This window comes from Rhizorhapis sp. (assembly GCF_035276005.1).
GTDB lineage: Bacteria > Pseudomonadota > Alphaproteobacteria > Sphingomonadales > Sphingomonadaceae > Rhizorhapis.
On the sequence record NZ_DATEMB010000055.1, the window covers coordinates 52,060 to 74,847 of the forward strand.

Consider the following 22,788-nt stretch of genomic DNA (forward strand, 5'->3'; position numbering starts at 1 on the left):
AGGGTTTCGGCCTTGCGCACGGGTCGTCAGGATCAAGCGCAACGGCGAGGAATGGCCGTCCAGCCAAAGTTGGACACGATGGTTTAATCGCTGGCGGAAGGGGCAAAGAAAATAAGCTGCTGTGTAGGGACGGGTAAGTCAGCACATATTCGCGGATAGCGATTTGGATCAGGGTTGGCAGTTAAAAGAGAAAATTGTACCATTGCATTGACTTGATCCACTTGCCACGACGGTTGGCAAGCAATACCCCTTGAGTAAGGGGGTATCGTGTCACAAATCTTCTTCGATCATCCAATCCTGAACTCGCCTTATGATGTGCCGACGCGCTATCATGCGTTGGACGGTGACGGACAGCCGCTGGAGCACCCTCCGATTATGGGGCGGCGCCCTTGCGACTTTGTCACGCCGGTCCCCAAACCTAAGCGTCGGTCAGCTAAGGCTGCGCAGGCTTCGATGGTCTTCGGAGATGTCGCCGGGCTGAATGATCAGGAACAGGAATACAACCCCAAGCCCATCATCAACGAAATCCGATCGCATGTCGCAACGTGGCGGGCGTTGCCAAGCGACCGTGATTGGGGCGTTACACCCGCGACGGCCCGTCTCCTTCATCACTGGCGGCGCACCGAGGTCGAGGGGCTTCGTCCGTTCTTCTGTCAGGTGGAGGCGGTCGAAACCGTCATCTGGCTGACCGAGGTCGCGCGGAGCCAGAAACGCTATGCCCATCTGTGGGCGCACATCGACGCCGCCAACAAGCAGTCCAGCCCGGACCTGTTGCGTATTGCGATGAAGATGGCAACGGGTGCGGGCAAGACGACCGTGATGGCCATGCTGATCGCGTGGCAGGCGATCAATGCGGTTCGCTCACCGGCCAGCTCGCATTTCAGCCGGGGCTTTCTCATCGTCACGCCCGGCATCACCATCCGCGACCGGCTGCGGGTGCTGCTCCCCGATGATCCCGACAACTATTATCGTCATCGCGACCTGGTGCCGTCCGACATGCTGCCCGAGATTGGCAAGGCCAAGGTCGTCATCACTAACTATCACGCCTTCAAGCGGCGCGAGACGATGGATGTGTCCAAGGTCGGCAAGGCGCTCTTGCAGGGGCGTGGCGAAGCCCCGGTGACGATCGAGACCGAGGGGCAGATGCTCCAGCGTGCCTGCGGCGACCTGATGGCCTTGAAGCATGTCGTCGTCATCAACGATGAGGCACATCATTGCTACGAGGAACGCCCGCAGGGCAGCGTGGAGGAATTGACCGACGCCGACACCAAGGCCGAAGCGAAGGAAAACAAGGAAGCGGCCCGGCTCTGGATCAACGGCATCAAGGCGTTGAAGCGGAAAGTCGGTGTCCGTGCGGTCTATGACCTGTCGGCCACGCCGTTCTTCCTTGCCGGGTCGGGCTATGTTGAAGGCACGCTCTTCCCGTGGGTCGTCAGCGACTTCTCGCTGATGGACGCCATCGAATGCGGTATCGTCAAGCTGCCACGTGTCCCGGTGGCCGACAATCTGCCCATCGCCGACATGCCGATCTACCGGAAGCTCTGGGATCATATCGGCAAAGAAATGCCCAAGAAGGGCGCGAAGAAGTCCGAAGACCTCGATCCGCTGAAGCTGCCGACCGAACTGCTGACCGCGCTCGACGCCCTCTACAACCATTATGTGAAGGTGGACGAGCAATGGAAACGCGCTGGCATCCCGGTGCCACCCGTGTTCATCGTGGTCTGCAACAACACCTCCACGTCTAAGCTGATCTACGAATATATCTCCGGCTGGGATCGCCCCAACGCCGATGGCGAGATGGTCAATATCCATCGTGGCCATCTCGAACTGTTCCGCAACTATGACGAGCATGGACAGCGTATTGCCCGTGCGCCAACCCTGCTGATCGACAGCGCCCAGCTCGAGAGCGGAGAGGCGCTGGATGCCGATTTCCGCAAACTCGCTGCGGCGGAAATCGAACAGTTCCGGCGTGAGAAGCAGGAACGCACCGGCGTCGCGCAGGATGCCGATCAGATCGACGATGCCGAATTGCTCCGCGAGGTGATGAACACCGTGGGCCAGGTAGGCAGGCTGGGCGAGCAAATCCGCTGCGTCGTCTCGGTCTCGATGCTCACCGAAGGCTGGGACGCAAACACCGTCACCCATATTCTCGGTGTGCGGGCGTTCGGCACGCAATTGCTATGCGAACAGGTCGTGGGGCGCGGCTTGCGCCGTCAGTCCTATGAGTTGAACGAACACGGCCTGTTCGACGTGGAATATGCCGATGTGCTCGGCATCCCCTTCGATTTCACCGCCAAGCCGGTGGTGGTGAAGCCCACGCCGCCCAAGCTCGTTACCCGCGTGCAGGCGGTCAAGGAACGGGTCGTCCAGCGACCGGAACTGGAAATCGCCTTCCCCCATGTCGAGGGCTATCGCGTCGATCTACCCGACGAGCGCTTGAGTGCGACGTTTACCGAAGACAGTCGCCTTATCGTCAGCCCCGAGGACATCGGCCCGTCGCGCGTCACCATGTCGGGCATCGTCGGCGCGACAGAGGAACTGACGGCGCAAGGCGTCGGCGATCAGCGACCCAGCGCTATCGCCTATTCGCTGGCTGCCCATCTGCTGAAGCGGTTCGGCGATGGCAGCGACGGCCTGCCGGTTCATCTCTTCGGGCAGGTGCGCCGGATCGTCCGCGAATGGCTCGATGGTGGTTATCTGGTGCTGAAGGGCGTGCCGATGGGCGTGCTCGACTATCTGGAGATCAAGGATCAGGCAGCGGAGCGCATCTTCCTTGCCTGCCAGCGTTATGAGCATGGCGAACAGGCGATCAAGGCTATCCTCGATCCCTACAATCCCCGCTCCACCAGCCGCCACGTCAATTTCACGACCAGCAAGGACACCTACGCGACCGATCCCCGGCGCAGCCATGTCAGCCATGTCGTGTGCGACAGCACATGGGAGGCGGAACTGGCCCGCGTGCTCGAAACCCATCCTCGTATCGTTGCCTATGTGAAAAATCAGGGTTTCGGGCTGGAGGTGCCCTATCGCGATGGCTCGACGCCGCGCCGCTACATCCCCGATATGGTCGTGCGGCTGGATGACGGCAAAGGCCCTGACGATCTGCTCAATCTTGTTTTGGAGACCAAGGGCTATCGCAAGTGCGATGCGCAGTTAAAGGCGGAGACGATGAAAACCCTCTGGGTGCCGGGGGTAAATAATCTCGGCACGCATGGGCGCTGGGCCTTCGCCGAATTTACTGATGTTTTCGAGATTGAGGACGCGTTTGCGAAGCTGGTCGAACGCCTGCTGGCGCGGGTATCGACACCGAACGAGGTCGAATAGGAATGGCTGTAAAAAATCCGCGCAAAAATTCGGAGCCGAATTCCGTTTGCAATTTGCGAACCTTTTTCCCATATACAGGCGAAATCCGCCCCTTGAGAGTAGGTTCGCTCGACCATCCAGAGCGCTACCGAAATCTTGGGGCTTTTGCGTTTGCGACGGGTTGCGGCGCATGAGTCGCGAGATCGCAATCCTGATCGACGGCGGTTTTCTGACCAAGCGATTAGCGAAGTTGGTAGCCGAGCCGGACCGACTGACCCCTCACGCCATGTGCGGTGTGATTCGGTCCATGTGCCGCGCCCATGTTCAAAAGCTGACGGATGACAAAAGCTCGAACTGGCATCGGCACGTCTACCGCATCTTCTATTACGACGCTCCACCGTTTGAGGGACAGGCGCATCATCCGCTCTCCGGTCGGCAGATCAACTTTAAGAAGAGCGATCAGGCGATATTTCAGAATGAGTTGTTCGCCCTGCTGCGTAAGCAGCGGAACATGGCGCTCCGCCTCGGGCATCTGAGCAATTTCAGCGGCTGGACGGTCGATCATGGCCGAGTGACCAAACTCCTCAGGGTAAAGGGGGCGTTGACCGAACTGGCTGCCCTCCCGCGCGCTGAGGACGGCACAATAACCCTGTCGGTCGAACTCGCTGAACAGATGCAAGCCCATGCCGCGCATTGGACAGCTCTTGAGGACTGGATGGTCCGCCTCGACCTTCGTCAGAAGGGCGTTGATATGCGGATCGGCCTCGACATCGCTTCCATCACGCTCAAGCGGCAGGCATCGACCATCATCTTGGTTGCCGGCGATGCGGATTTTGTCCCCGCCGCCAAGCTGGCGCGTCGAGAGGGCGTGCAATTCATACTCGACCCTCTTTGGCAATCCGTCTCGAATGACCTGTTCGAGCATATTGATGGCCTTCAAACCGTGCTCAAGCGCCCGGAAAAGAAGGAAGCCGTTGCCAAAAATCAGAACGAAGGAAATCAATAATGGCGCGTGCGCCCCGTTCACCCAAAGGCCCCAAGCAGGTCGACACGCTCAATCACCCGGAAAATCGGCTGAACATTCCCACGGCGGAGATGGCCGATCTGGCTGCGATGCTGGAGGAGCGTGATCCGCTTGCTCCCGCCGTCTATCCGCGCGCCCGGCCACTGGCGGAAGCTGAGGTGCGGGAGCGAGACGAAGACCTTGACCCGCAGATCGTTTGGAACGGCGCGCGCATCCGGTTGACGAAGGATCAGGTCGCGCGGCTGGCCGAGACTGGCGAGGTCGAGATCGGCGACGCGCAACTGGTCTGGCGGGGCAAGGACCGGCAGGACTGGTCCGACCTGATCGTCACCGCGCCGCCGCTCTATATTCAGGAGAAGGTCCACCCAAAGGCAATCATCGACGATCTGGTCCGCCAGTCGAAGGCAGCGCGAGAGGAAGCGACCGACGCGCCGGACCTGTTCGCCGATTTCAACGGCCTGACCGATCCGATGGCGCGGACCGAATTCTACCAGCACGATCAGCACTGGTCGAACCGGATGATCCTGGGCGACAGTCTTCAGGTGATGGCCAGCCTTGTCGAGCGCGAGTCGCTGAAAGGCAAGGTGCAGGCGATCTATTTTGATCCGCCCTATGGTATCAAGTTCAACTCGAACTGGCAGGTCTCGACGCAAAGCCGCGACGTGAAGGACGGCAAGCAAACGGATGTGAGCCGGGAGCCCGAGCAGGTGAAGGCATTCCGCGATACGTGGAAGGATGGCATCCACTCCTACCTCACCTATCTGCGCGACCGGCTGACGGTGATGCGGGAGTTGCTGACCGAGAGCGGTTCGATCTTTGTGCAGATTAGCGATGAGAATGTGCATCGTGTGCGGGCGCTTCTGGACGAGGTGTTTGGGGCAGAAAACTTTGTTTCTCAGATCGTCTTCTCAAAGACGGCTGGCGCAACCTCGCAGTTCATTCCCGGAACCTATGACATCATTCTCTTCTATGCCAAACGAAAGGAGGCATTGAAGTTCCGCTTACCGCACAAGAGAAAGAAACTATCCGGCGAAGGTGGATCAGCTTATTCTCGCTTTCGCAACGGCGATCTTTCATCACGATCGTTGACGGCAGCGGAGAAGCTTGCGCCCGAAACACTTCCCGACGATGGGCGCATCTACCGGATTGACAACCTTACCAGCCAGAGCGTTGGGCGCGAAAAGGGCGAAGGAGCCGCCTCTTGGTTTCCCGTTGATTTTCAGGGACGGGCGCTGCGCCCCAGCCTCAAGGTTCGATGGAAAACCAGCGAACTCGGGATGAGCCGCCTCAAAATGGCGGATCGCCTCGAAGCGACCACCGGCGGTCTCTACTACGTGAGGTATTTCGACGATTTTGCAGTCTTCGCCGAGACTGATGTCTGGTCAGATACTGGTATCGCCGGATTTGCTTCCGACAAACAATATGTCGTCGAAACGTCGCCAAAGGTGGTCGAGCGTTGTCTTTTGATGGCCACCGACCCCGGCGACCTCGTGCTTGATCCTACCTGCGGTTCCGGGACAACCGCCTATGTCGCCGAGCAATGGGGCCGCCGCTGGATCACCATAGACACCAGTCGCGTGGCACTGGCACTAGCCCGCACTCGGATCATGGCGGCGCGCTATCCGTGGTATCTGCTAGCTGACAGTGCCGAGGGCAAGCACAAGGAAGCCGAGCTTACCGGCAAGCCGCCGAGCGACGCGCCAACATATGGCGACGTGAGGCATGGCTTCGTCTATGAGCGAGTGCCGCACGTCACGCTCAAATCCATCGCCAACAATGCCGAAATCGACGTGATCTGGGAGAAGTGGCAGGATCGGCTGGAGACGCTCCGCGCCGAACTCAATCAACTCACTGGGAAGAACTGGCAGGAATGGGAGGTCCCGCGCGATCTCGAAACCATCCAAGCGGAAACGGGCAAAGGCAAACGAACCTTTGGCGTTGACCTCGGCACCTCCAGCGTCGGCACCGCGGTAACCGAAGATGATGTCGCTCGCGTCCATCGCGAGTGGTGGGAAGCCCGCATCGCGCGCCAGAAGGAAATCGACGCCTCCATCGCCCGCGCGGCGGATGTCGAATATCTCTACGACAAGCCCTATGCCGACAACAGTCGCGTGCGTGTTGCCGGGCCGTTCACGGTGGAAAGCCTTTCCCCACATCGCATCGTTCCCGCCGATGCCGAGGAACTGATCGAGGTCGTAGACGCGGCTGACGGCAAGAAGAAGCGCGGGCCACTGTCTTCATCCGAAACCGACTTCGCCGCAATGGTGATCGAGCATCTGAAAACGGCTGGGGTCCACCAGACCGATCGTGCCGACCGGATAGAGTTCGTTAGCCTCACCCCCTATGCCGGGCGCGGATATATCGGTGCGGAAGGCCGCTTCATGGAGGGCGATGTTGAGCGCCGCGCCGCGATCTTCATCGGGCCGGAGTTCGGTACGCTCTCTCGCGTCGATCTCACCGCCGCCGCCCGCGAAGCCGCCGAGGCGCGTTTCGACGTGCTGATTGCGGTCAGCTTCGCCTTCGATGCCCATGCCTCCGAACTGACCCGGCTCGGCCCGCTGCCGATCCTCAAGGCCAAGATGAACCCTGACCTGCATATGGCGGGCGAACTCAAGAACACCGGCAAGGGCAACCTGTTCACCGTCTTCGGCGAGCCGGACATAGACATATTGGACCAGCCGGACGGCCGTATTGCCGTGCGCGTCAACGGCGTGGACATCTATGATCCCAATACCGGTGAGGTGCGCTCCAACGATGTGAAGGGCATCGCCGCATGGTTCATCGACACGGCCTATAACGAAGAGAGCTTCTTCGTCCGCCACGCCTATTTCCTCGGCGCGAACGACCCCTACAAGCAGCTCAAGACCACGCTGAAGGCGGAGATCGACGAGGATGCCTGGGCGACACTGAACCGCAACGTCTCCCGCCCCTTCGACCGGCCGGAAAGCGGGCGCATCGCAGTGAAGGTCATCAACCACTTCGGGGACGAAGTGATGAAAGTGTTTGGGGTGTAGGGGGCACATATGAAACCGGTAAAGTGGTGGAAGCTCAAAGATCAGAGCTTGGGCCTAGCCGCACGAGAGGCAGGTTATGATCTGTCAATGTACCCCGACTATCCGCCGAGTGTGCAGCAGGCACTCAAAGCAGCGGCCATAAAGAACGTAATGGCTACCATATTAGATGATTTTGAATGGCAGTATGGCCGCGAGCTAGGGTCGGTTAAGCAGGGCGTGTATGTCATTTCGCTCTCGAACCCATTCACGATCCAATATGTGCAAGCAACATCCGATATTATTTATATTGGTCGAGGAAACATCAGCGGCCGATTGAAGTCACATTTCGAAAACAGCCTTTTTGACGTTATGATGAGCCTCGCTGGATCGAACTTCTCGTTCTACCTTTCAGAGCCAATCGACAAGGATGGCGAAGGCTATTTTAAACAGCTTGAGTTTAGCTTGCTTGCTACCTTCCGAAACAAGATCGGCGGTGGGAAATTCCCGATCCTCAACAAGTACGCAGGGTCTGATCAGGGCTTGGAACTAGGTGTTGGCTGGAACAAGCCTCTCAAGGGTTCCGGCAAGCGGCCAACGTGGGCGATAGCACCTACAGAGAAGAGGCCAATTAAGAAGCTGTCTAACTAGGTCGGGATGCGGGCACTATGAACTTCCATATCGCCGACAGCTTCACTGCTGCGCTTGCTCGCTTGACCGGGCAGGAACAGCGCCAAGCGAAGACGGCGGCCTTTGACCTTCAACTCAATCCTGCGCAGCCCGGCCTTCAGATGCACCGGCTGACCAATAGCCGCGATCCCAATTTCTGGTCAGTACGGGTCAATCAGGACATCCGCATCATTATCCACAAGACCGAGGCCAGCTTCATGCTCGCCTATGTCGATCATCACGACAAAGCCTATGCCTGGGCGGAGCGGCGCAGGATCGAAGCCCATCCGCGAACCGGGGCGATCCAGATCGTCGAAGTGCATGAGCTGGTGCAGGAGGCACGGTCGCTGTTCGACTATGCTGATGTCCAGCCCGCACCGCAGCCGGTCGCGAAACCTGAACCTGCGATCTTCTCCGGGCTGACTGGAGATGCCTTGCTTGACATCGGTGTGCCGCAGGACTGGGCCGCCGATGTGCTCGGCTGGACGGAAGCGCAGTTTTTCGAGCGGGCTGAGCATCTGCCCGCCGAAGCCGCTGAGGCGCTGCTGGAATACGCCTCAACGGGCCAGTTGCCCGCACCGCAACCCGCCACCGTCGATCCCTTCGCTCATCCCGATACACTGCGGCGCGTCCAGACGATCGCCAGCGAAGAAGAACTGCGGCTGGCGCTGAATTTCCCGTGGGACAAGTGGAGCGTGTTCCTGCACCCCTCGCAGCGCGACGTGGTGAACCGTGACTTTACGGGGCCAGCCCGCGTTACCGGGACAGCCGGGACAGGAAAGACCATCGTCGCGCTTCACCGGGCTACTCGCGCCGTTCGCGACGATCCACAGGCGCGCGTCCTGCTGACGAGCTTTTCCCGGCCTCTGGCGAATGCGCTTCGTGCCAAGCTGGCTATCCTGCTTGCCGACGATGCCGCGAAGCTGGGCCGGGTCTCTATCGCCTCGTTCGAGGATGCCGCATCAGAACTTCACCAGCTTGCGACGGGACGCAGGCCGATGCTTGCCTCCGTCGAAGTGCAGCAGGCAGCCGTGGACCGGGCGATCGCTGAAGTTGGTTACACCGACCTTCCGCCGCGCTTTGCCTTCTCCGAGTGGCGGCATGTGGTGGATGCGTGGAACCTGACCGATCTCGACAGCTATGCGAATGTTCCCCGGATCGGGCGCAAGAACCGCCTGGGTAGCAAGCAGCGCGAAAAGCTGTGGCCGGTCATGGAAGCGGCCCGGCAGGCGCTCGCTGCGCGTGGATTGCTGACATCCTCACAAGTTTATGCCGCCGTGGAAGCAAACTGTCAGCCGCGAGACGAGAAGCCCTTCACGCATGTCATCGTCGATGAAGCGCAGGATTTGGGGGTTGCGGAACTGCGCATGATGGGCGCCCTCGCTTCCGGCCTCAACGCGCTCTTCTTCGCGGGCGACCTTGGACAGCGCATCTTCCAGCTACCCTTTTCGTGGGCGGCGCTCGGTGTGGATGTCCGTGGCCGTTCTTCCAGCCTGCGGATCAACTATCGGACATCGCGCCAGATACGGGAAGCGGCTGATCGTCTGCTGCCGCCGAAGGTGCGGGATGTCGATGGTATCGAGGACGACCGGACCGGCGCGCAATCGGTCTTCGAGGGGCCATCTCCGACGATCGACGAATGCGCGGACGAGGCGAGCGAGATCGAGACTGTCGCGGCGCGGCTAGGCACGGCGCTGGATGAGGGCATCGTGGCGGGGGAGATCGGCGTTTTCGTCCGGTCCAGCGAATATCTGCCCCGGGCCCGTGCCGCCGTCGCGGCTGCGGGACTGGAGGCGCGTCAGCTTACAGAGCAGGTCGAGGAGGCATCGGATCGCGTTTCCATCGGCACCATGCACCTCGCGAAGGGGTTGGAGTTCAAGCTCGTGGTCGTGATGGCCTGCGACGACGAAGCCTTGCCGCTGCAATCGAGAGTGGACGAGGCAACCGACGAAGACGAGTTGAGCACGATCTTCGAGACTGAGCGTCACTTGTTTTATGTCGCTTGCACTCGCGCAAGGGATTGGCTGCATATCTGTGGGATCAAGCCAATCTCCGAATTTCTCGGCGATATTCGTGTTTCGCGGGAATAGTGGATGGCGAAGCGCGGCATAACAGATGAGGAGATTGGGCTGATTAAGAGCCCGATCCAGAAGCGTAACGACCTGACAATCAATCCTCTTTCAACAGAGTCTCGAAATCTCTGCCGCCGTAGAAGATGCCGATAACCACTAGGTTGACCTCTTCTACAACAAAAGCGATCGTCACCCGGCGTCGCCATGCAAGGGTGCGCAAGCCGAGGCGGAGGTCGTCACGCGAAGTCCCCCGCTTTGGAAACTCCTGAAGGGTCGCGATGTGGTCAATGATGCCATTCACGAATCGTGAAGCGATAGCCACATCGGCAGCGTCCGCAATATAGGCGTGCAGCCGTTCAAGCTGGTCGCGGGCTTCGGGTGTGAAGACGATGCGATAGGACATCGTCAGTAATCCGTCTGCACTCAGGCGTCCGGTTTGCCGATAGTCGCCCGGACTTCTTCCAGGGGAATGCCCTTCGAAGGATCGGCGCGGTAGGCATCATAAGAAGGCAGGGCCTGCTGCCCCAGCCAGTCCTCGAGTGCACGCTCACGAGCATTGAGCGCGCGGAGGCCTTCGCGGATGACTTCGCTCTCGCTGGCATATTCCCCAGATGCCACCTTGGCCCGAACGAGTGCGGCCATCTCATTGGGCAATGTCACGCTGAATTGCTGGGTCGAACGCATGTGAGCCTCCTATGCGAGTAGGATTTAATCCTACTCGCGCGAAATTTCAATGGAGGCGCTCAAGGACAAATCTCGAGAGAAATGCCCGCATTTTCGACCGGAAAGTCTGGTACTCCAGTGATACCCCTGGCAGCGTCGCGCCTACCACAAGGTCCAAAATCAACGCTAACCCATTGAAAAATATGGTGAGCCCTGCTGGATTCGAACCAGCGACCTACTGATTAAAAGTCAGTTGCTCTACCGACTGAGCTAAGGGCCCTTGGCCAGCATCCGGCAAGTGCCGGAGGCGGGTGAGGGTTCACCTAGTCAGGCTTTGCGTGGCGGTCAACTGGCTTTGGCTTTTTGAGGCGCGAAAGAAGGTGGCGGATGGTGAGGGCCGTCGCCGGATCGCGCCATTGGGGGGCGATCCCGGAGAGAGGGTCGAGGACGAAGGAGCGTTCGCGAAATGAGATGTGCGGAATGGCGAGGTGGCGGCTGTTCCATCGGCCGCCCGACCAGAGGATGATGTCGATGTCGAGCCTTCGCTGGCCCCAGCGCTGGCCAGGGCGGCGGCCGAAGTCCCGCTCGATGCGTTTCAGGCATTGCAGAAGTTCAGGCGGATGGAGATTTGTCTGGATGAGGGCCGCGGAATTGGCGAAGGTCCTGCGTGATGGGCCAATTGGCGGCGTCTGGATGATGGGGGCGCGGGCGGCGATATAGATGTCCTCCGCCTCCAGGGCCTGAAGCGCGGCCAGCAATATCCGGCCGGGACCGCCATGGCGGTGGTGCGGCTGGTTGGAACCGAGCGCTATGGCATAGCTTGCCCTGGACATCTGCTTGCGCCTATCGCGGAGTCCTTATGTTGGAAAGCCCCATTCCGCAGACAGAGCCGCCCCGCGACTGTCCCCGCTGTCCTCGCCTGGCCGCCTATCGGAAGCTTTTGCGCGCCGAGCACCCTGACTGGTGGAACGCGCCGGTGCTGGCCATGGGCGATCCGCACGCTCGGATTGCGATTGTGGGACTTGCGCCCGGCAAGCATGGAGCGAACCGCACGGGACGGCCCTTTACCGGCGATTATGCCGGCGACCTGCTGTTCGCGACCCTTGCGAAGTTCGGGTTGTCGGAAGGGACATATGAGTCGCGCGTCGATGACGATGTGCGGCTTAAGGATGTCATCATCATCAATGCCGTCAAATGCCTGCCGCCGCAGAACAAGCCTACGCCGGAGGAAATCCGGACCTGCCGACCGTTCCTGGCGGGATCGGTGGAAGCCTTGCCGGGCGCGCGGATCTTTATCGCTCTTGGCCAGATCGCGCATCAATCGGCGGTGAAGGTGCTGGGCGGGCGGCTGCCCAAAGCGAAATTCGGCCATGGCGCGGAACATCGCATGCCGGGCGGGCGGTGGCTGATCGACAGCTATCACTGCTCCCGGTACAATACGCAGACGGGCCGGCTGACGGCGCACATGTTCGAGGCCGTATTCGCCCGCGCGCTGGAAATGGTGCGGCAATTGCCGGAATGAACTGAAGGCAGGCTCCCGCCTTCGCAGAAGCGCGCTGCTTTGCTATAGTGTTGCCGTCAAAGGACAGCATCATGGCGGCAGAGCGGCGATCGGAATCGGCTTGGCGCACGATTTATTATCTGCGCCTTGTTGCCATGCTCCTGGGATTGCTGCTGACGGCTGCGCAGCCGCGTCCCCCGGCCATTGTGCTCAATCTGGATGGAGCGATTGGCCCCGCGACGGCCAGTTATGTTTCCCGTACCCTGAAGCAGGCGGTCAGGGAAAGCGCGCCGCTCGTCATATTGCGGCTCGATACGCCGGGCGGCCTGGACACATCGATGCGGGCGATCATCCGGGACATATTGGCGTCTCCTGTGCCGGTGGCCACCTTCGTCAGTCCGAGCGGTGCGAGGGCGGCGAGCGCGGGCACCTTTCTGCTTTACGCCAGCCATATCGCGGCCATGGCCCCTGGTACGAATGTGGGCGCCGCGACCCCGGTGCAGGTCGGGGGACTGCCCTTTGGCGGCGATGAACAGGACAAGAAGAAGGAGCAGGGCCCCAAATCGACCGACGCCATGACTGCAAAGGCGGTAAATGACGCCGTAGCCTATATCCGTTCTTTGGCCGAGATGCGCGGCCGCAACAGCGAGTGGGCCGAAAAGGCGGTGCGGGAGGCGGCGAGCCTTTCCGCCAGCGCAGCGCTCAAGGAAGGGGTGATCGACCTGGAGGCTCGATCCGTCCCCGAACTGCTTCAGAAAGTGGACGGACGGCAGGTCAGCCTGCCAGGAAAGAAGGTGACGCTCCATACGCGCGGCCTTGGCGTAAGGGAGGTGAAGCCCGAATGGCGGACGGCCCTGCTGAGCGCCATCACCAATCCGAATGTCGCTGTCATCATCATGATGGTGGGCATTTACGGCCTGATTTTCGAGTTCATCAATCCTGGCTCCATCTATCCTGGAACCATAGGCGCGATCTGCCTGCTCGTTGGTCTATATGCCTTTGCCGCCCTGCCGGTGAATTATGCAGGGCTGGCGCTGATGGCGCTGGGGATCGGCCTGATGGTGGCGGAACATTTCGCCCCTTCGCTCGGCATATTGGGGATCGGCGGCGTGGTCTCCTTCATTCTGGGTGCGACGATCCTCATTGACACGGACGTGCCGGAATTCCGCATCGCCTGGCCGTTGATCGGTGGCCTTGCGGGCCTCAGCCTTGCGATCATCCTGTCGATTGGCCGCCTCGCCTTTACCGCGCGGCACAGCCGGATTGTCAGCGGGCGGGAGGAGATGATCGGCGCCTATGGCGTCGTTCAGGACTGGCGCGGCGGGTGCGGCCATGTGTTTGCGCATGGGGAGCGGTGGAATGCGTCAGGCACGGCCCGGCTGAAACCGGGTGCGCGGGTCCGGGTGCGCGGCCTTGATGGACTTACCTTGCGCGTCGATCCGGCGGATTCACCCCAGGGAGAATGAAGAGATGGTAAGCACCTTTGTCTATTATATCCCCGTCTTCATCCTTGCTCTGCTGTTCCTGTCCGCCGCGATCAAGATATTGCGCGAATATGAGCGCGGCGTAATCTTCACCCTTGGCCGCTTCACGGGCGTCAAGGGGCCGGGGCTGATCCTCCTCATTCCCTTCGTGCAGCAGATGGTGCGGACCGACTTGCGTACCGTCGTGCTCGACGTGCCGACGCAGGACGTCATCAGCCATGACAATGTGTCGGTGCAGGTGAATGCGGTCATTTATTTCCGCGTTATGGATCCTGAAAAGGCCATCATCCAGGTGGAAGATTATATGCAGGCGACCAGCCAGCTCGCACAGACGACGCTGCGTTCGGTGCTCGGCAAGCATGAACTGGACGAGATGCTGGCGGAACGCGACAAGCTCAACAATGATATTCAGGAGATACTGGACCTCCAGACGGACAGTTGGGGGATCAAGGTTTCAAATGTCGAGATCAAGCATGTGGATCTGAACGAAACGATGATCCGCGCCATCGCTCGCCAGGCGGAGGCCGAACGCGAACGGCGGGCCAAGATTATCATCGCAGAGGGCGAGCAGCAGGCGGCGCAGAAGCTGCTGGAGGCCGCCCAGACATTGAGTCAGCAACCCGAGGCGATGCAGCTCCGTTATCTGGGTTCGCTGAACGTCATTGCGGCGGAGAAGAGCTCCACCATCGTCTTCCCTTTCCCACTGGAGTTCGGCAAGCTGTTGAAGATGGGGGGATCGGAGTAATTCGGCCTATCGGACTTCGGGCGGATTTCCGGTCCTCATCCGGCTGACCAAAATGCCGTCGCTCCTTCCGGAACGCATGCTTAAAGCAAGGATTGCACAGCAGAAGGCAAAGGCCCAGCCTGCGATGACGTCGCTCAGCCAATGGACGCCGAGGATGGGACGGCTGAGGCCGATCAGGAAGCTGAGCATCAGTGCGATCACGACGGACGTGCGAGTCCCAAAAAGTAAAGCGGCCATCATCAGATATGTGACAAGCGAATTTGCGGCATGGCCGCTTGGAAAGCTGGCCGAGTGAACGTCCACCAGATGCTCGTCGCCGGGCCGGGCTCGATCAATCCACAGCTTCTGCAATTCAACCGCAACGCGGACGCCCCATACGGTCACCAGCAGAATGAGCGCATCACGGACCCTCTGTTTCAAGGCCAGCCATGCTGCCGCACCCGAAGAAAGGACCGAAAGTGTGACCCAACTGCCGAGATGCGTGATGAAGAGGAAGCCCTGGACCAGTGCCAAGTGATCGCCGGCGCGGAGCGCGGCCAGCACTGACCTGTCGAGAGCCGACCGGGGTCCTCCCAGCAGAAGCGGGGTCAGCCAGAAAACGGCCAAGATACAAGCGAAAGCGGCCCAGCGAATGGCAGCCGGGCGGCGTTGCCCGCGAGCCCCTGGCCCTGTCATCAGAGGACGTCGCCAAACATGAACCATAGCATCGCAAACCAGGCGGCAAGGCCGCAGACTGCGATAAGGGTCGCTGAATGCTCGCCGAATCTATCGCGCCATCTGTTCATTCTGGAGCACTAGCATTGTCATGATTGCTGCGCGAACGGTTGGCTCGCAGAGTGCGTGCCGCCCTATGAATGCCTCAGCTACTTATTGCGCATCACATAGTCCGCGAGCACACGGGAATAGAGCTGATGTTCCGCGATCAGCGTCCGCGCGGCCAGACTGTCGGGCGTATCGCCCGGCAGGACTGCGACCTCGATCTGGCCGAGCACCGGTCCGTCATCCAGTTCCGCGGTTACCAGGTGCACGGAGCAGCCCGCCACCTTGTCTCCTGCCGCCAGCGCCCGCTCATGCGTGTGCAGGCCCTTATATTTGGGGAGCAGCGATGGGTGGATGTTGAGCATCCGCCCGGCCCATTGCTCTACAAACTCCGGGGACAGCAGCCGCATATATCCGGCGAGGGCAACATATTGCGCGCCTGACTTGCGGATTTCCGCATCGATGAGGGCATCGAACTCCGCCCGCTTCATTCCCTTGTGGGATAGTGCGAAGGCGGCAATGCCCTCGGCCTCCGCAAAGGCAAGACCCTGCGCGTCCGGATCGTTGGATGCGACCAGCACGACCTGGAACGGGCAATCCGGACGCTTGGCGGCATAGACGAGAGCCGCCATGTTGGACCCGCGGCCGGAGATGAGGACTGCGACCTTGGCTTTCATTTGTCCCCTCTCGGGGCCGGGAATTCAGCCATGATGCGTCGCGCTCCACGCATCTCTGGCGCTCCAGCAATCTTTGCTGCCCTTCACGGTGCAGCCCTTTTCGCTCGCCTCGATATGGCCGATGCGCGACACGGTTTCGCCCGCCACGCTAAGCGCCTGCGTCACTTCTGTAACATCGGTTTCCTTCACCACCAGCACCATCCCGATGCCGCAGTTGAAGGTGCGTGCCATTTCCTCAGGCTCGATATTTCCCTGCGCCTGAAGGAAGGCCATCAGGCGCGGCTGTTCCCAGCGGTCGGCCTCGACAATGGCGTGCAGCCCGTCTGGCAGAACACGCGGAATATTCTCTAGCAGCCCGCCGCCGGTGATATGGGCCAGCGCCGCAATCCTGCCGGACCGGATAAGGGGCAGCAGCTGCTTTACGTAGATACGCGTGGGGGCCATCAGTGCGTCGATCAGCAGAATATCCTGGTCGAACAGCGCAGGACGGGCGAGCTTCCATCCCTTGTCCGCCGCCAGCCTCCGCACCAGTGAGAAGCCGTTGCTGTGGACTCCCGACGAGGCAAGGCCCAGCAGCACGTCGCCTTCGGCAACCTTCGTTCCGGTGAGTGCCTGTTCCCGTTCGACCGCGCCCACGCAAAAGCCGGCAAGGTCATAGTCACCCGGTGCATACATGCCCGGCATCTCGGCAGTTTCGCCGCCGATGAGCGCGCAGCCCGCCTGCCTGCATCCATCCGCGATGGAGGCGATTACTCGTTCAGCAACGCCGCTCTCCAACTTGCCGCTGGCATAATAGTCAAGAAAGAAAAGCGGCTCGGCGCCTTGCACGATCAGGTCGTTGACGCACATGGCGACAAGATCGATTCCCACGCCGTCATGCTTGTCATGATCGATGGCGAGCTTCAGCTTCGTACCGACGCCGTCATTGGCAGCAACCAGCAGCGGATCCTTGTAGCCTGCGGCCTTCAGGTCAAAAAAACCGCCAAATCCGCCCAAATCCGCATTTGCTCCTGGGCGGCTGGTGGATTTTGCCAGCGGTGCGATGGCACGCACCAGTGCATTGCCGGCAGCTATCGACACGCCCGCCTGGGCATAGCTATAGGACTCGGGAACGTCATCTTTCTGGGTCATATGCCGCGCCTACCGATATCTTTCTTGGATTTCTACGCAATTGTCGCCAAAAGGGCGCCGTGCGCATGAACAGGACCCGATTTCGCAACATCGCCATCGCCGGAGCGCTCGCCTGTATGGGGGCGGGCGCTGTGCTTTTCGCGCAGATCGAGGGCGACCGGGGCGTGCCCCCGATCAGCAGCGAGGGCGATTTCCAGGTCGATGGCGTGAAGGTCGACGTCTATTCCGACACCGCCGAAAAGGCGCGTGAAGCGGGCTGGCGCATGGCGCAGCGTCAAGGATGGCGCAAGCTGTGGCAGAAGATGAATCCCGGAAGCGGCGTTCCAGCCCTTAATGATTCGATGCTGGAAAATATCGTCTCGGGCATTGTGGTCGAAAAGGAGCAGATCGGCCCCAACCGCTATATTGCGACGCTGGGCGTCCTCTTCGATCGTGCGCGTGCGGGCCAGATATTGGGCGTCCGGGCAAGCGCGATGCGCTCGGCGCCGCTTCTGGTCCTGCCGATCACTACGGAAAGCGGCGCTCAGGAAAGCTTTGAGAACCGCAGCGAATGGCAGAAGGCCTGGGCGCGCTACCGCACCGGCGACAGCGCCATCGACTATGTCCGCACTATCGGCACCGGCCCTGATCCGTTGCTGCTCAATGCAGGGCAGGCGGGCAGGCGCGGGCGGATCTGGTGGCGCGTGCTGCTCGACCAATATGGTGCGGCGGACGTCATCATGCCCATGGCGCGTCTGGAGCGGCAATGGCCGGGTGGCCCTGTCATTGGCCGTTTCGCCGCCCGCTATGGCCCGGATAATCGCCTCATCGGCACCTTTGCCCTGCGCGTGGCGGCGAGCAGCGGCATCCCGGAGATGATGGATCAGGCGGTCCGCCGGATGGACGCCCTTTACACAAGGGCGCTGATGGACGGCACCTTGCGCCCCGATCCCTCGCTGATCATTGAGGAACCGGTCGAACCCGAGGAACTCGGTATAGAGGAAGGCGCAGAAGCGGGGCTGGATCAGGGCGCAACCGAAATTCCGGCGCAAGGTATCAACGCCTTTTCCATCCAGTTCGATACTCCGGACGTAAATTCGGTCGGAATGGGAGAGGCTGCTCTTCGTTCCATTCCCGGGGTCCGCAGCGCCATCACCAACAGCCTTGCCCTGGGCGGCACGTCCGTCATGAGCGTAAGCTATGCCGGAACCGGCGAAAGCCTGCGTTCGGCCCTGGCCGCGCGCGGCTGGACAGCCGTCATGTCCGGAAACACATTGCGCATCCAGCGGCGCGGGTCAGCGCCGGGAACGCCAACGAACGGGCAATGAGCCAGATCAGCCTTCCGCTGGATTGGACGAGCCGCGACAAGGGCGAGACATTCCTGCTGAGCGAAAGCAACCGGCTTGCGGTGCGGCATCTCGACCATTGGGGCATTTGGCCGGTCCGCATTTCCATCCTGACCGGTCCAACCAAGTCGGGGCGTTCCACCCTAGGCCGCCTTTTCGTCCGCAAGACGGGCGGCAAGATGATCGACGATGCCCGGCAAGCCGATGAGGAGGCGCTGTTCCACGCCTGGAACAATGCCCAGATGGGACATTATCCGCTGCTGCTGATCGCCGATCTCCCCCCTGCCATGTGGGACATCGCCTTGCCGGACCTGCGCTCCAGGCTTGCCGCAGCGCCCCATGTTTCCATCGAGGAGCCGGATGACGCCTTGGCCCTTGCCCTCCTTGAAAAGGGGTTGGCCGATTGTGGCGCTGCCTATTCGGTTGATCTGGCGGCTTTCCTCCACCGCCGCATCGAACGCAGCTATGCCGCCATCGCCGCGACGGTCGCTTGCCTAAATGACGCCGCGCTGTCGCAATCCCGTAAAATTTCCGTCCCATTTGCGAAGGAAGTCCTGCACAAATCAGGACTAGGGGATATATAGGCATTGCTATGGTTTTGGAGTTTGATGATTTTACGTAAACCCGTTCGTCCCGAGCTTGGTCGAGGGACATTGGCCTGGAGCGATAAGTCTAGACTTTGGTCGACAGCAACGGAATCTAATTTCGTCGGGCTCTGAAGCTGTTTCCGCCTGCCGCCGGATTACAAGGAAAAGAATGTGGCCGAAGCCGACCCATCAGCATCGTTGAGCCTTCCCAGCGAACGCTATTTCAACCGGGAACTGAGCTGGCTCGCCTTTAACCGGCGAGTGCTGGAGGAGGCCTGCAATCCGGCGCATCCATTGCTGGAACGCCTGCGCTTCCTGTCCATCTCGGGCACCAATCTCGACGAGTTCTTCATGGTCCGCGTTGCGGGCCTTAAAGGGCAGCAACTGCAGGATGTGGACCTTCGCTCGGCGGATGGCCTGACCCCCACGCAGCAGCTCCAGGCTATCGAGGCCGAAGCGGACAGCCTCATGGCGGAGCAGCAGCAGGTTTGGCACAGCCTTCACCACGAATTGGCGCAGCAGGGCGTGGAAGTGGTCGGCGCGGGCTCCATGGGCGCCAAGGCTGACGCCTGGCTGGAAAACCAGTTCCTCACGCAAATCTTTCCGATCCTGACGCCCCAGGCGCTTGATCCGGCGCATCCCTTTCCCTTCATCCCCAATCAGGGGCTGAGCGTCGTCTTCGATCTGGTGCGCCTGTCGGACAAGGAGCCGGTGCGCGAGCTGGTGATGATCCCCTCGACCGTCTCCCGCTGGGTCCGCATTCCCGGCGAACCCGCGCGCTACATGGCGATGGAGGCCATCTTGCGCCGCTTTTCGCATCTGCTCTTTCCCGGATATGAGGTGAAGGACAGCGGCGTTTTCCGCATCATTCGCGACAGCGATATCGAGATCGAGGAAGAGGCGGAGGACCTCGTCCGCTATTTCCGCAGCGCCATCAAGCGCCGCCGCCGCGGTCGGGTGATCCGGCTGGAGATTGAGGTCGGCCTGCCCCCGGCGGTCGAGGAAATGCTTCAAGACATGCTTCAGGGCCATGAGGCGATCATCACGGAAGTCGAGGGCTTCGTCGGTATTGGCGACCTGTCGGGCATTGTCGATGAGGACCGCCCGGATCTGAAGTTCGAACCTTATGCTCCGCGCTTTCCCGAACGCATCCGCGAACATGGCGGGGACTGTTTCGCCGCCATCAGGGCCAAGGACATCGTCGTTCACCACCCCTATGAGAGCTTCGAAGTCGTTATCGCCTTTTTGCGGCAGGCCGCCGAGGACCCTGACGTTGTGGCGATCAAGCAGACGCTCTACCGCGCCGGTAAGCAGTCGGCGGTGATCCGCGCGCTGATTGACGCGGCGGAGGCAGGCAAGTCTGTAACGGCCGTGGTCGAGCTAAAGGCCCGTTTCGATGAGGAACAGAATCTGCTCTGGGCCAGCGCGCTTGAACGGGCCGGGGTGCAGGTCGTCTATGGCTTCATCGACTGGAAGACCCACGCCAAGATTTCGATGGTCGTCCGGCGCGAAGGGGAGCAATTCCGTACCTACTGCCATTTCGGCACAGGCAATTATCACCCCGTCACTGCACGCATCTACACCGATCTCAGCTTCTTCACCGCCGATCCGCGGGCCGGAAGGGATGCGGCGGCGCTGTTCAACTATATCACCGGCTATGTCGAGCCGCAGAAGCTGGACCTGCTCATCATGTCGCCACGGGATATGCGCGACAGTCTTTCCAACCTCATCGACACGGAAGTGGCCCATGTGCAGGCGGGGCGGCCCGGCACCATCTGGGCCAAGATGAACTCGCTGGTCGATCCGGCGATCATCGAAAAGCTCTATGCCGCCAGCCAGGCCGGGGTGAAGATCGAACTGGTCGTGCGCGGCATCTGCTGTCTTCGTCCCGGCGTGCCCGGCATGTCGGAGAATATTCGCGTCAAATCAGTGGTGGGCCGCTTTCTGGAGCATAGCCGCATCTGGGCCTTTGGCAGCGGCAGGGAAATGCCAAATCGCGAGGCGAAGGTCTATATCAGCTCGGCCGACTGGATGCCACGCAACTTCGACCGGCGAGTGGAATATATGCTGCCGATCGAGAATCCCACGGTTCATGACCAGGTGCTCGATCAGGTGATGGTGGCGAACCTTATCGACAATGAGCAAAGCTGGGAACTGGACAGCGACGGGCGCTATCACCGGATTGATGCCGGGGACAAGCCATTCAACTTGCATCATTATTTTATGACCAATCCCTCGCTTTCCGGCCGCGGTGCAGCCTTGCGCAAGAGCGAAGCCGTGCCCAAGCTCAGCCTGAGACGGCGGCGGTGACATTGCAGTCCCCCCTGATTGCCCGTCCGCGCCCGGATGGGCTTCCGAAGGAAGCGGCTTCCCCTGCGGAAACCGCCCGCACCGGGATCATCGATATCGGATCGAACAGCGTTCGCCTGGTGGTCTATGACGGCCCGCGCCGCATCCCCTTCATTTTGTTCAACGAAAAGGTAATGGCAGGGCTAGGCGGATCGCTCGCTAAAACCGGGGCCATTGAAGAATCGGCCATGCGGCGCGGGCTAACGGCTCTTGCGCGTTTTCATCAGCTCTGCCGCGAAATGGAGACAGGCGAGGTCCGGTGCGTTGCGACCGCCGCGGTTCGGGAAGCCAGCAACGGCCCGGAATTTGTCCGGCGCGCAGAAGCGCTGGGCTTTGATGTCCGGCTGCTGTCGGGCGAAGAAGAGGCGCATGCAGCCGCAGCGGGCGTTCTCTCCGCCATCCCCGACGCCGATGGGATTGTTGGCGATCTTGGCGGCGGCAGTCTGGAACTGGTGCGGGTTTCGGGCGGCAAGGTGCGGGAGTCGGTTTCCTTGCCGCTCGGCGTACTCCGCATTCCCGACATTCGGGCCAAGGGACAGCATGTCCTCGACCGGCACGTCGTCAAGCTGCTCAAAAAGGCCGGCTGGGACAGCGTGACGCCCGGTCTCCCCTTCTACCTCGTCGGGGGATCATGGCGGGCGCTGGCGCGGCTCGACATGCATTTGACGGGTTTTCCCCTGCCCGTCATTCATCATTATGAAATGGGGCGGGATACGCCTGCCTATCTGGTTCGCGTACTCGCGGGCATGGACAAGGGGCGGTTACGGGCAATTTCGTCGCTCTCGCCAAGCCGCATCCCCACCATGTCGGACGCAGCCCTTCTACTCTCCGCTATGGTGCGCCATCTTCAGAGCTCAAACCTTGTCGTATCGGCCTTTGGTCTGCGTGAAGGGCTGCTGTTCCAGGAACTGCAGTCGGATATCAGGGCGTTGGATCCGTTGCTGACTGCGGCAGCGGCCGAAGGTGAAACACAGGGACGCTTTCGCGGCCATGGCGACCTCATCGACCGGTGGATCACGCCTGTTTTCAATGACGGCCCGGCCGAATGGCGCCGCATACGCCGGGCCGCCTGCCTGCTTGCCGATGTCGGCTGGCGCGCCAATCCCGAATTTCGTGCCGAGCGCGGCCTTGAAATCGCCCTCCACGGCAATTGGGTCGGCATTGACGTGGCGGGCAGGGCGATGCTGGCGCAGGCGCTCTATTCCCATCTGGGGGGTGGCACATCGGTTCCGCAGCAACTGGAGGGTCTGGCTTCTCCCGATGCGCTTCAGCAGGCGATCCGCTGGGGACTTGCGATCCGTCTCGCCCAGCGCCTTAGCGGCGGCGTGGCGGGGCCGCTGACGCTGGGCGCGCTTGAGGCGGGAGGGGACATGCTTCGCCTCGTCCTCTCTCACAGCCATGCGGCACTGTTCGGCGAAGCGGTCGAGCGGCGCTTACGGCAGCTTTCAGCCGCGATGGGACTGAAGGCGGAATTCGAGGTGCGGTAGGAACGGGTACAGGCGCCGTTCA

17 protein-coding genes, 1 tRNA gene and 1 pseudogene are annotated in these 22,788 nt (G+C 60.9%); 12 read left to right on the top strand and 7 right to left on the bottom strand.

The features are described from left to right. The first annotated feature begins 267 nt into the window (after positions 1-267). The 5 genes from VJS46_RS11780 to VJS46_RS11800 all read left to right on the top strand — a co-directional run bounded on the left by VJS46_RS11780 (position 268) and on the right by VJS46_RS11800 (position 10,076). Positions 268-3,324: a BPTD_3080 family restriction endonuclease gene (locus VJS46_RS11780; RefSeq protein ID WP_414708010.1), complete on the top strand. Its 3,057-nt coding sequence runs from the start codon at positions 268-270 to the stop codon at positions 3,322-3,324. A 169-nt stretch (positions 3,325-3,493) separates the two neighbouring features. Beyond that, a complete protein-coding gene (locus VJS46_RS11785; protein ID WP_324060254.1) occupies positions 3,494-4,309 on the top strand; it encodes an NYN domain-containing protein in 816 nt (271 codons plus the stop codon). Continuing rightward, positions 4,309-7,341, top strand: coding sequence for a site-specific DNA-methyltransferase (locus VJS46_RS11790; RefSeq protein WP_324060255.1), 3,033 nt, complete (start codon positions 4,309-4,311; stop codon positions 7,339-7,341). Before VJS46_RS11785 ends, VJS46_RS11790 begins: the two co-directional genes overlap by 1 nt. Before the next feature lie 9 nt (positions 7,342-7,350). Next, positions 7,351-7,968, top strand: coding sequence for a hypothetical protein (locus tag VJS46_RS11795; RefSeq protein ID WP_324060256.1), 618 nt, complete (start codon positions 7,351-7,353; stop codon positions 7,966-7,968). A gap of 17 nt (positions 7,969-7,985) precedes the next feature. Then, on the top strand, positions 7,986-10,076 hold the full coding sequence (locus VJS46_RS11800; protein ID WP_324060257.1) for a 3'-5' exonuclease: 2,091 nt from the start codon (positions 7,986-7,988) through the stop codon (positions 10,074-10,076). Between the two features lie 79 nt (positions 10,077-10,155). On the opposite strand, the gene VJS46_RS11805 is transcribed toward VJS46_RS11800, so the two are convergent. The 4 genes from VJS46_RS11805 to folK form a co-directional block, all read right to left on the bottom strand. Further along, the gene (locus VJS46_RS11805; protein ID WP_324060258.1) at positions 10,156-10,461 is read right to left on the bottom strand and encodes a type II toxin-antitoxin system RelE/ParE family toxin; all 306 of its coding nucleotides are present in this window, start codon (positions 10,459-10,461) and stop codon (positions 10,156-10,158) included. A 20-nt stretch (positions 10,462-10,481) separates the two neighbouring features. Then, positions 10,482-10,742 carry a type II toxin-antitoxin system ParD family antitoxin gene (locus VJS46_RS11810; RefSeq protein WP_324060259.1) on the bottom strand — a complete coding sequence of 87 codons (261 nt, stop codon included), beginning with the start codon at positions 10,740-10,742 and terminating at the stop codon, positions 10,482-10,484. Positions 10,743-10,925: 183 nt separating this feature from the next. After that, a tRNA-Lys gene (locus VJS46_RS11815) sits at positions 10,926-11,001 on the bottom strand. 43 nt (positions 11,002-11,044) lie between these two features. Continuing rightward, entirely contained in the window at positions 11,045-11,554 is a 510-nt protein-coding gene (gene folK, locus VJS46_RS11820; RefSeq protein ID WP_324060260.1) for a 2-amino-4-hydroxy-6-hydroxymethyldihydropteridine diphosphokinase, read from the bottom strand. A 26-nt stretch (positions 11,555-11,580) separates the two neighbouring features. Between folK and VJS46_RS11825 the strand changes: the two genes are divergently transcribed. The 3 genes from VJS46_RS11825 (at position 11,581) to VJS46_RS11835 (ending at position 14,451) form a co-directional block, all read left to right on the top strand. Then, the gene (locus VJS46_RS11825; protein ID WP_324060261.1) at positions 11,581-12,243 is read left to right on the top strand and encodes a uracil-DNA glycosylase; all 663 of its coding nucleotides are present in this window, start codon (positions 11,581-11,583) and stop codon (positions 12,241-12,243) included. A gap of 71 nt (positions 12,244-12,314) precedes the next feature. Next, positions 12,315-13,688 carry a nodulation protein NfeD gene (locus VJS46_RS11830; protein ID WP_324060262.1) on the top strand — a complete coding sequence of 458 codons (1,374 nt, stop codon included), beginning with the start codon at positions 12,315-12,317 and terminating at the stop codon, positions 13,686-13,688. 4 nt (positions 13,689-13,692) lie between these two features. Continuing rightward, positions 13,693-14,451 (top strand): slipin family protein, encoded by a 759-nt coding sequence (locus VJS46_RS11835; RefSeq protein WP_324060263.1) that lies wholly within the window; start codon positions 13,693-13,695, stop codon positions 14,449-14,451. Positions 14,452-14,457: 6 nt separating this feature from the next. Here VJS46_RS11835 and VJS46_RS11840 read toward each other — a convergent pair whose 3' ends face one another. The 3 genes and pseudogenes from VJS46_RS11840 to purM all read right to left on the bottom strand — a co-directional run bounded on the left by VJS46_RS11840 (position 14,458) and on the right by purM (position 17,018). After that, a complete protein-coding gene (locus tag VJS46_RS11840) occupies positions 14,458-15,057 on the bottom strand; it encodes a phosphatase PAP2 family protein (RefSeq protein ID WP_324060264.1) in 600 nt (199 codons plus the stop codon). Positions 15,058-15,317: 260 nt separating this feature from the next. Further along, positions 15,318-15,887 (bottom strand): annotated as a pseudogene (gene purN, locus VJS46_RS11845) (phosphoribosylglycinamide formyltransferase); the annotation flags it as partial. A gap of 24 nt (positions 15,888-15,911) precedes the next feature. Further along, the gene (gene purM, locus VJS46_RS11850) at positions 15,912-17,018 is read right to left on the bottom strand and encodes a phosphoribosylformylglycinamidine cyclo-ligase (protein ID WP_324060265.1); all 1,107 of its coding nucleotides are present in this window, start codon (positions 17,016-17,018) and stop codon (positions 15,912-15,914) included. Between the two features lie 65 nt (positions 17,019-17,083). Between purM and VJS46_RS11855 the strand changes: the two genes are divergently transcribed. The 4 genes from VJS46_RS11855 (at position 17,084) to VJS46_RS11870 (ending at position 22,766) form a co-directional block, all read left to right on the top strand. Next, positions 17,084-18,325, top strand: a complete 1,242-nt coding sequence (locus tag VJS46_RS11855; protein ID WP_324060266.1) for a heavy-metal-associated domain-containing protein — start codon at positions 17,084-17,086, stop codon at positions 18,323-18,325. Next, positions 18,322-18,927, top strand: coding sequence for an HdaA/DnaA family protein (locus tag VJS46_RS11860; RefSeq protein ID WP_324060267.1), 606 nt, complete (start codon positions 18,322-18,324; stop codon positions 18,925-18,927). The genes VJS46_RS11855 and VJS46_RS11860 overlap by 4 nt, the downstream gene beginning before the upstream one ends. Positions 18,928-19,101: 174 nt before the next feature. Then, on the top strand, positions 19,102-21,240 hold the full coding sequence (locus VJS46_RS11865; protein WP_324060268.1) for an RNA degradosome polyphosphate kinase: 2,139 nt from the start codon (positions 19,102-19,104) through the stop codon (positions 21,238-21,240). Between the two features lie 2 nt (positions 21,241-21,242). Further along, on the top strand, positions 21,243-22,766 hold the full coding sequence (locus VJS46_RS11870) for a Ppx/GppA family phosphatase (RefSeq protein ID WP_414708011.1): 1,524 nt from the start codon (positions 21,243-21,245) through the stop codon (positions 22,764-22,766). The last annotated feature ends 22 nt before the right edge of the window (positions 22,767-22,788 follow it).

Excerpts from the sequence above, each read along its gene's own strand:
- VJS46_RS11790 (WP_324060255.1), top strand. The coding sequence starts at position 4,309 with ATGGCGCGTGCGCCCCGTTCACCCAAAGGCCCCAAGCAGGTCGACACG.
- folK (WP_324060260.1), bottom strand. The coding sequence starts at position 11,554 with ATGTCCAGGGCAAGCTATGCCATAGCGCTCGGTTCCAACCAGCCGCAC.
- VJS46_RS11795 (WP_324060256.1), top strand. The coding sequence starts at position 7,351 with ATGAAACCGGTAAAGTGGTGGAAGCTCAAAGATCAGAGCTTGGGCCTA.
- VJS46_RS11785 (WP_324060254.1), top strand. The coding sequence starts at position 3,494 with ATGAGTCGCGAGATCGCAATCCTGATCGACGGCGGTTTTCTGACCAAG.
- VJS46_RS11860 (WP_324060267.1), top strand. The coding sequence starts at position 18,322 with ATGAGCCAGATCAGCCTTCCGCTGGATTGGACGAGCCGCGACAAGGGC.
- VJS46_RS11825 (WP_324060261.1), top strand. The coding sequence starts at position 11,581 with ATGTTGGAAAGCCCCATTCCGCAGACAGAGCCGCCCCGCGACTGTCCC.
- VJS46_RS11800 (WP_324060257.1), top strand. The coding sequence starts at position 7,986 with ATGAACTTCCATATCGCCGACAGCTTCACTGCTGCGCTTGCTCGCTTG.
- VJS46_RS11805 (WP_324060258.1), bottom strand. The coding sequence starts at position 10,461 with ATGTCCTATCGCATCGTCTTCACACCCGAAGCCCGCGACCAGCTTGAA.
- purM (WP_324060265.1), bottom strand. The coding sequence starts at position 17,018 with ATGACCCAGAAAGATGACGTTCCCGAGTCCTATAGCTATGCCCAGGCG.
- VJS46_RS11835 (WP_324060263.1), top strand. The coding sequence starts at position 13,693 with ATGGTAAGCACCTTTGTCTATTATATCCCCGTCTTCATCCTTGCTCTG.
- VJS46_RS11830 (WP_324060262.1), top strand. The coding sequence starts at position 12,315 with ATGGCGGCAGAGCGGCGATCGGAATCGGCTTGGCGCACGATTTATTAT.
- VJS46_RS11810 (WP_324060259.1), bottom strand. The coding sequence starts at position 10,742 with ATGCGTTCGACCCAGCAATTCAGCGTGACATTGCCCAATGAGATGGCC.
- VJS46_RS11855 (WP_324060266.1), top strand. The coding sequence starts at position 17,084 with ATGAACAGGACCCGATTTCGCAACATCGCCATCGCCGGAGCGCTCGCC.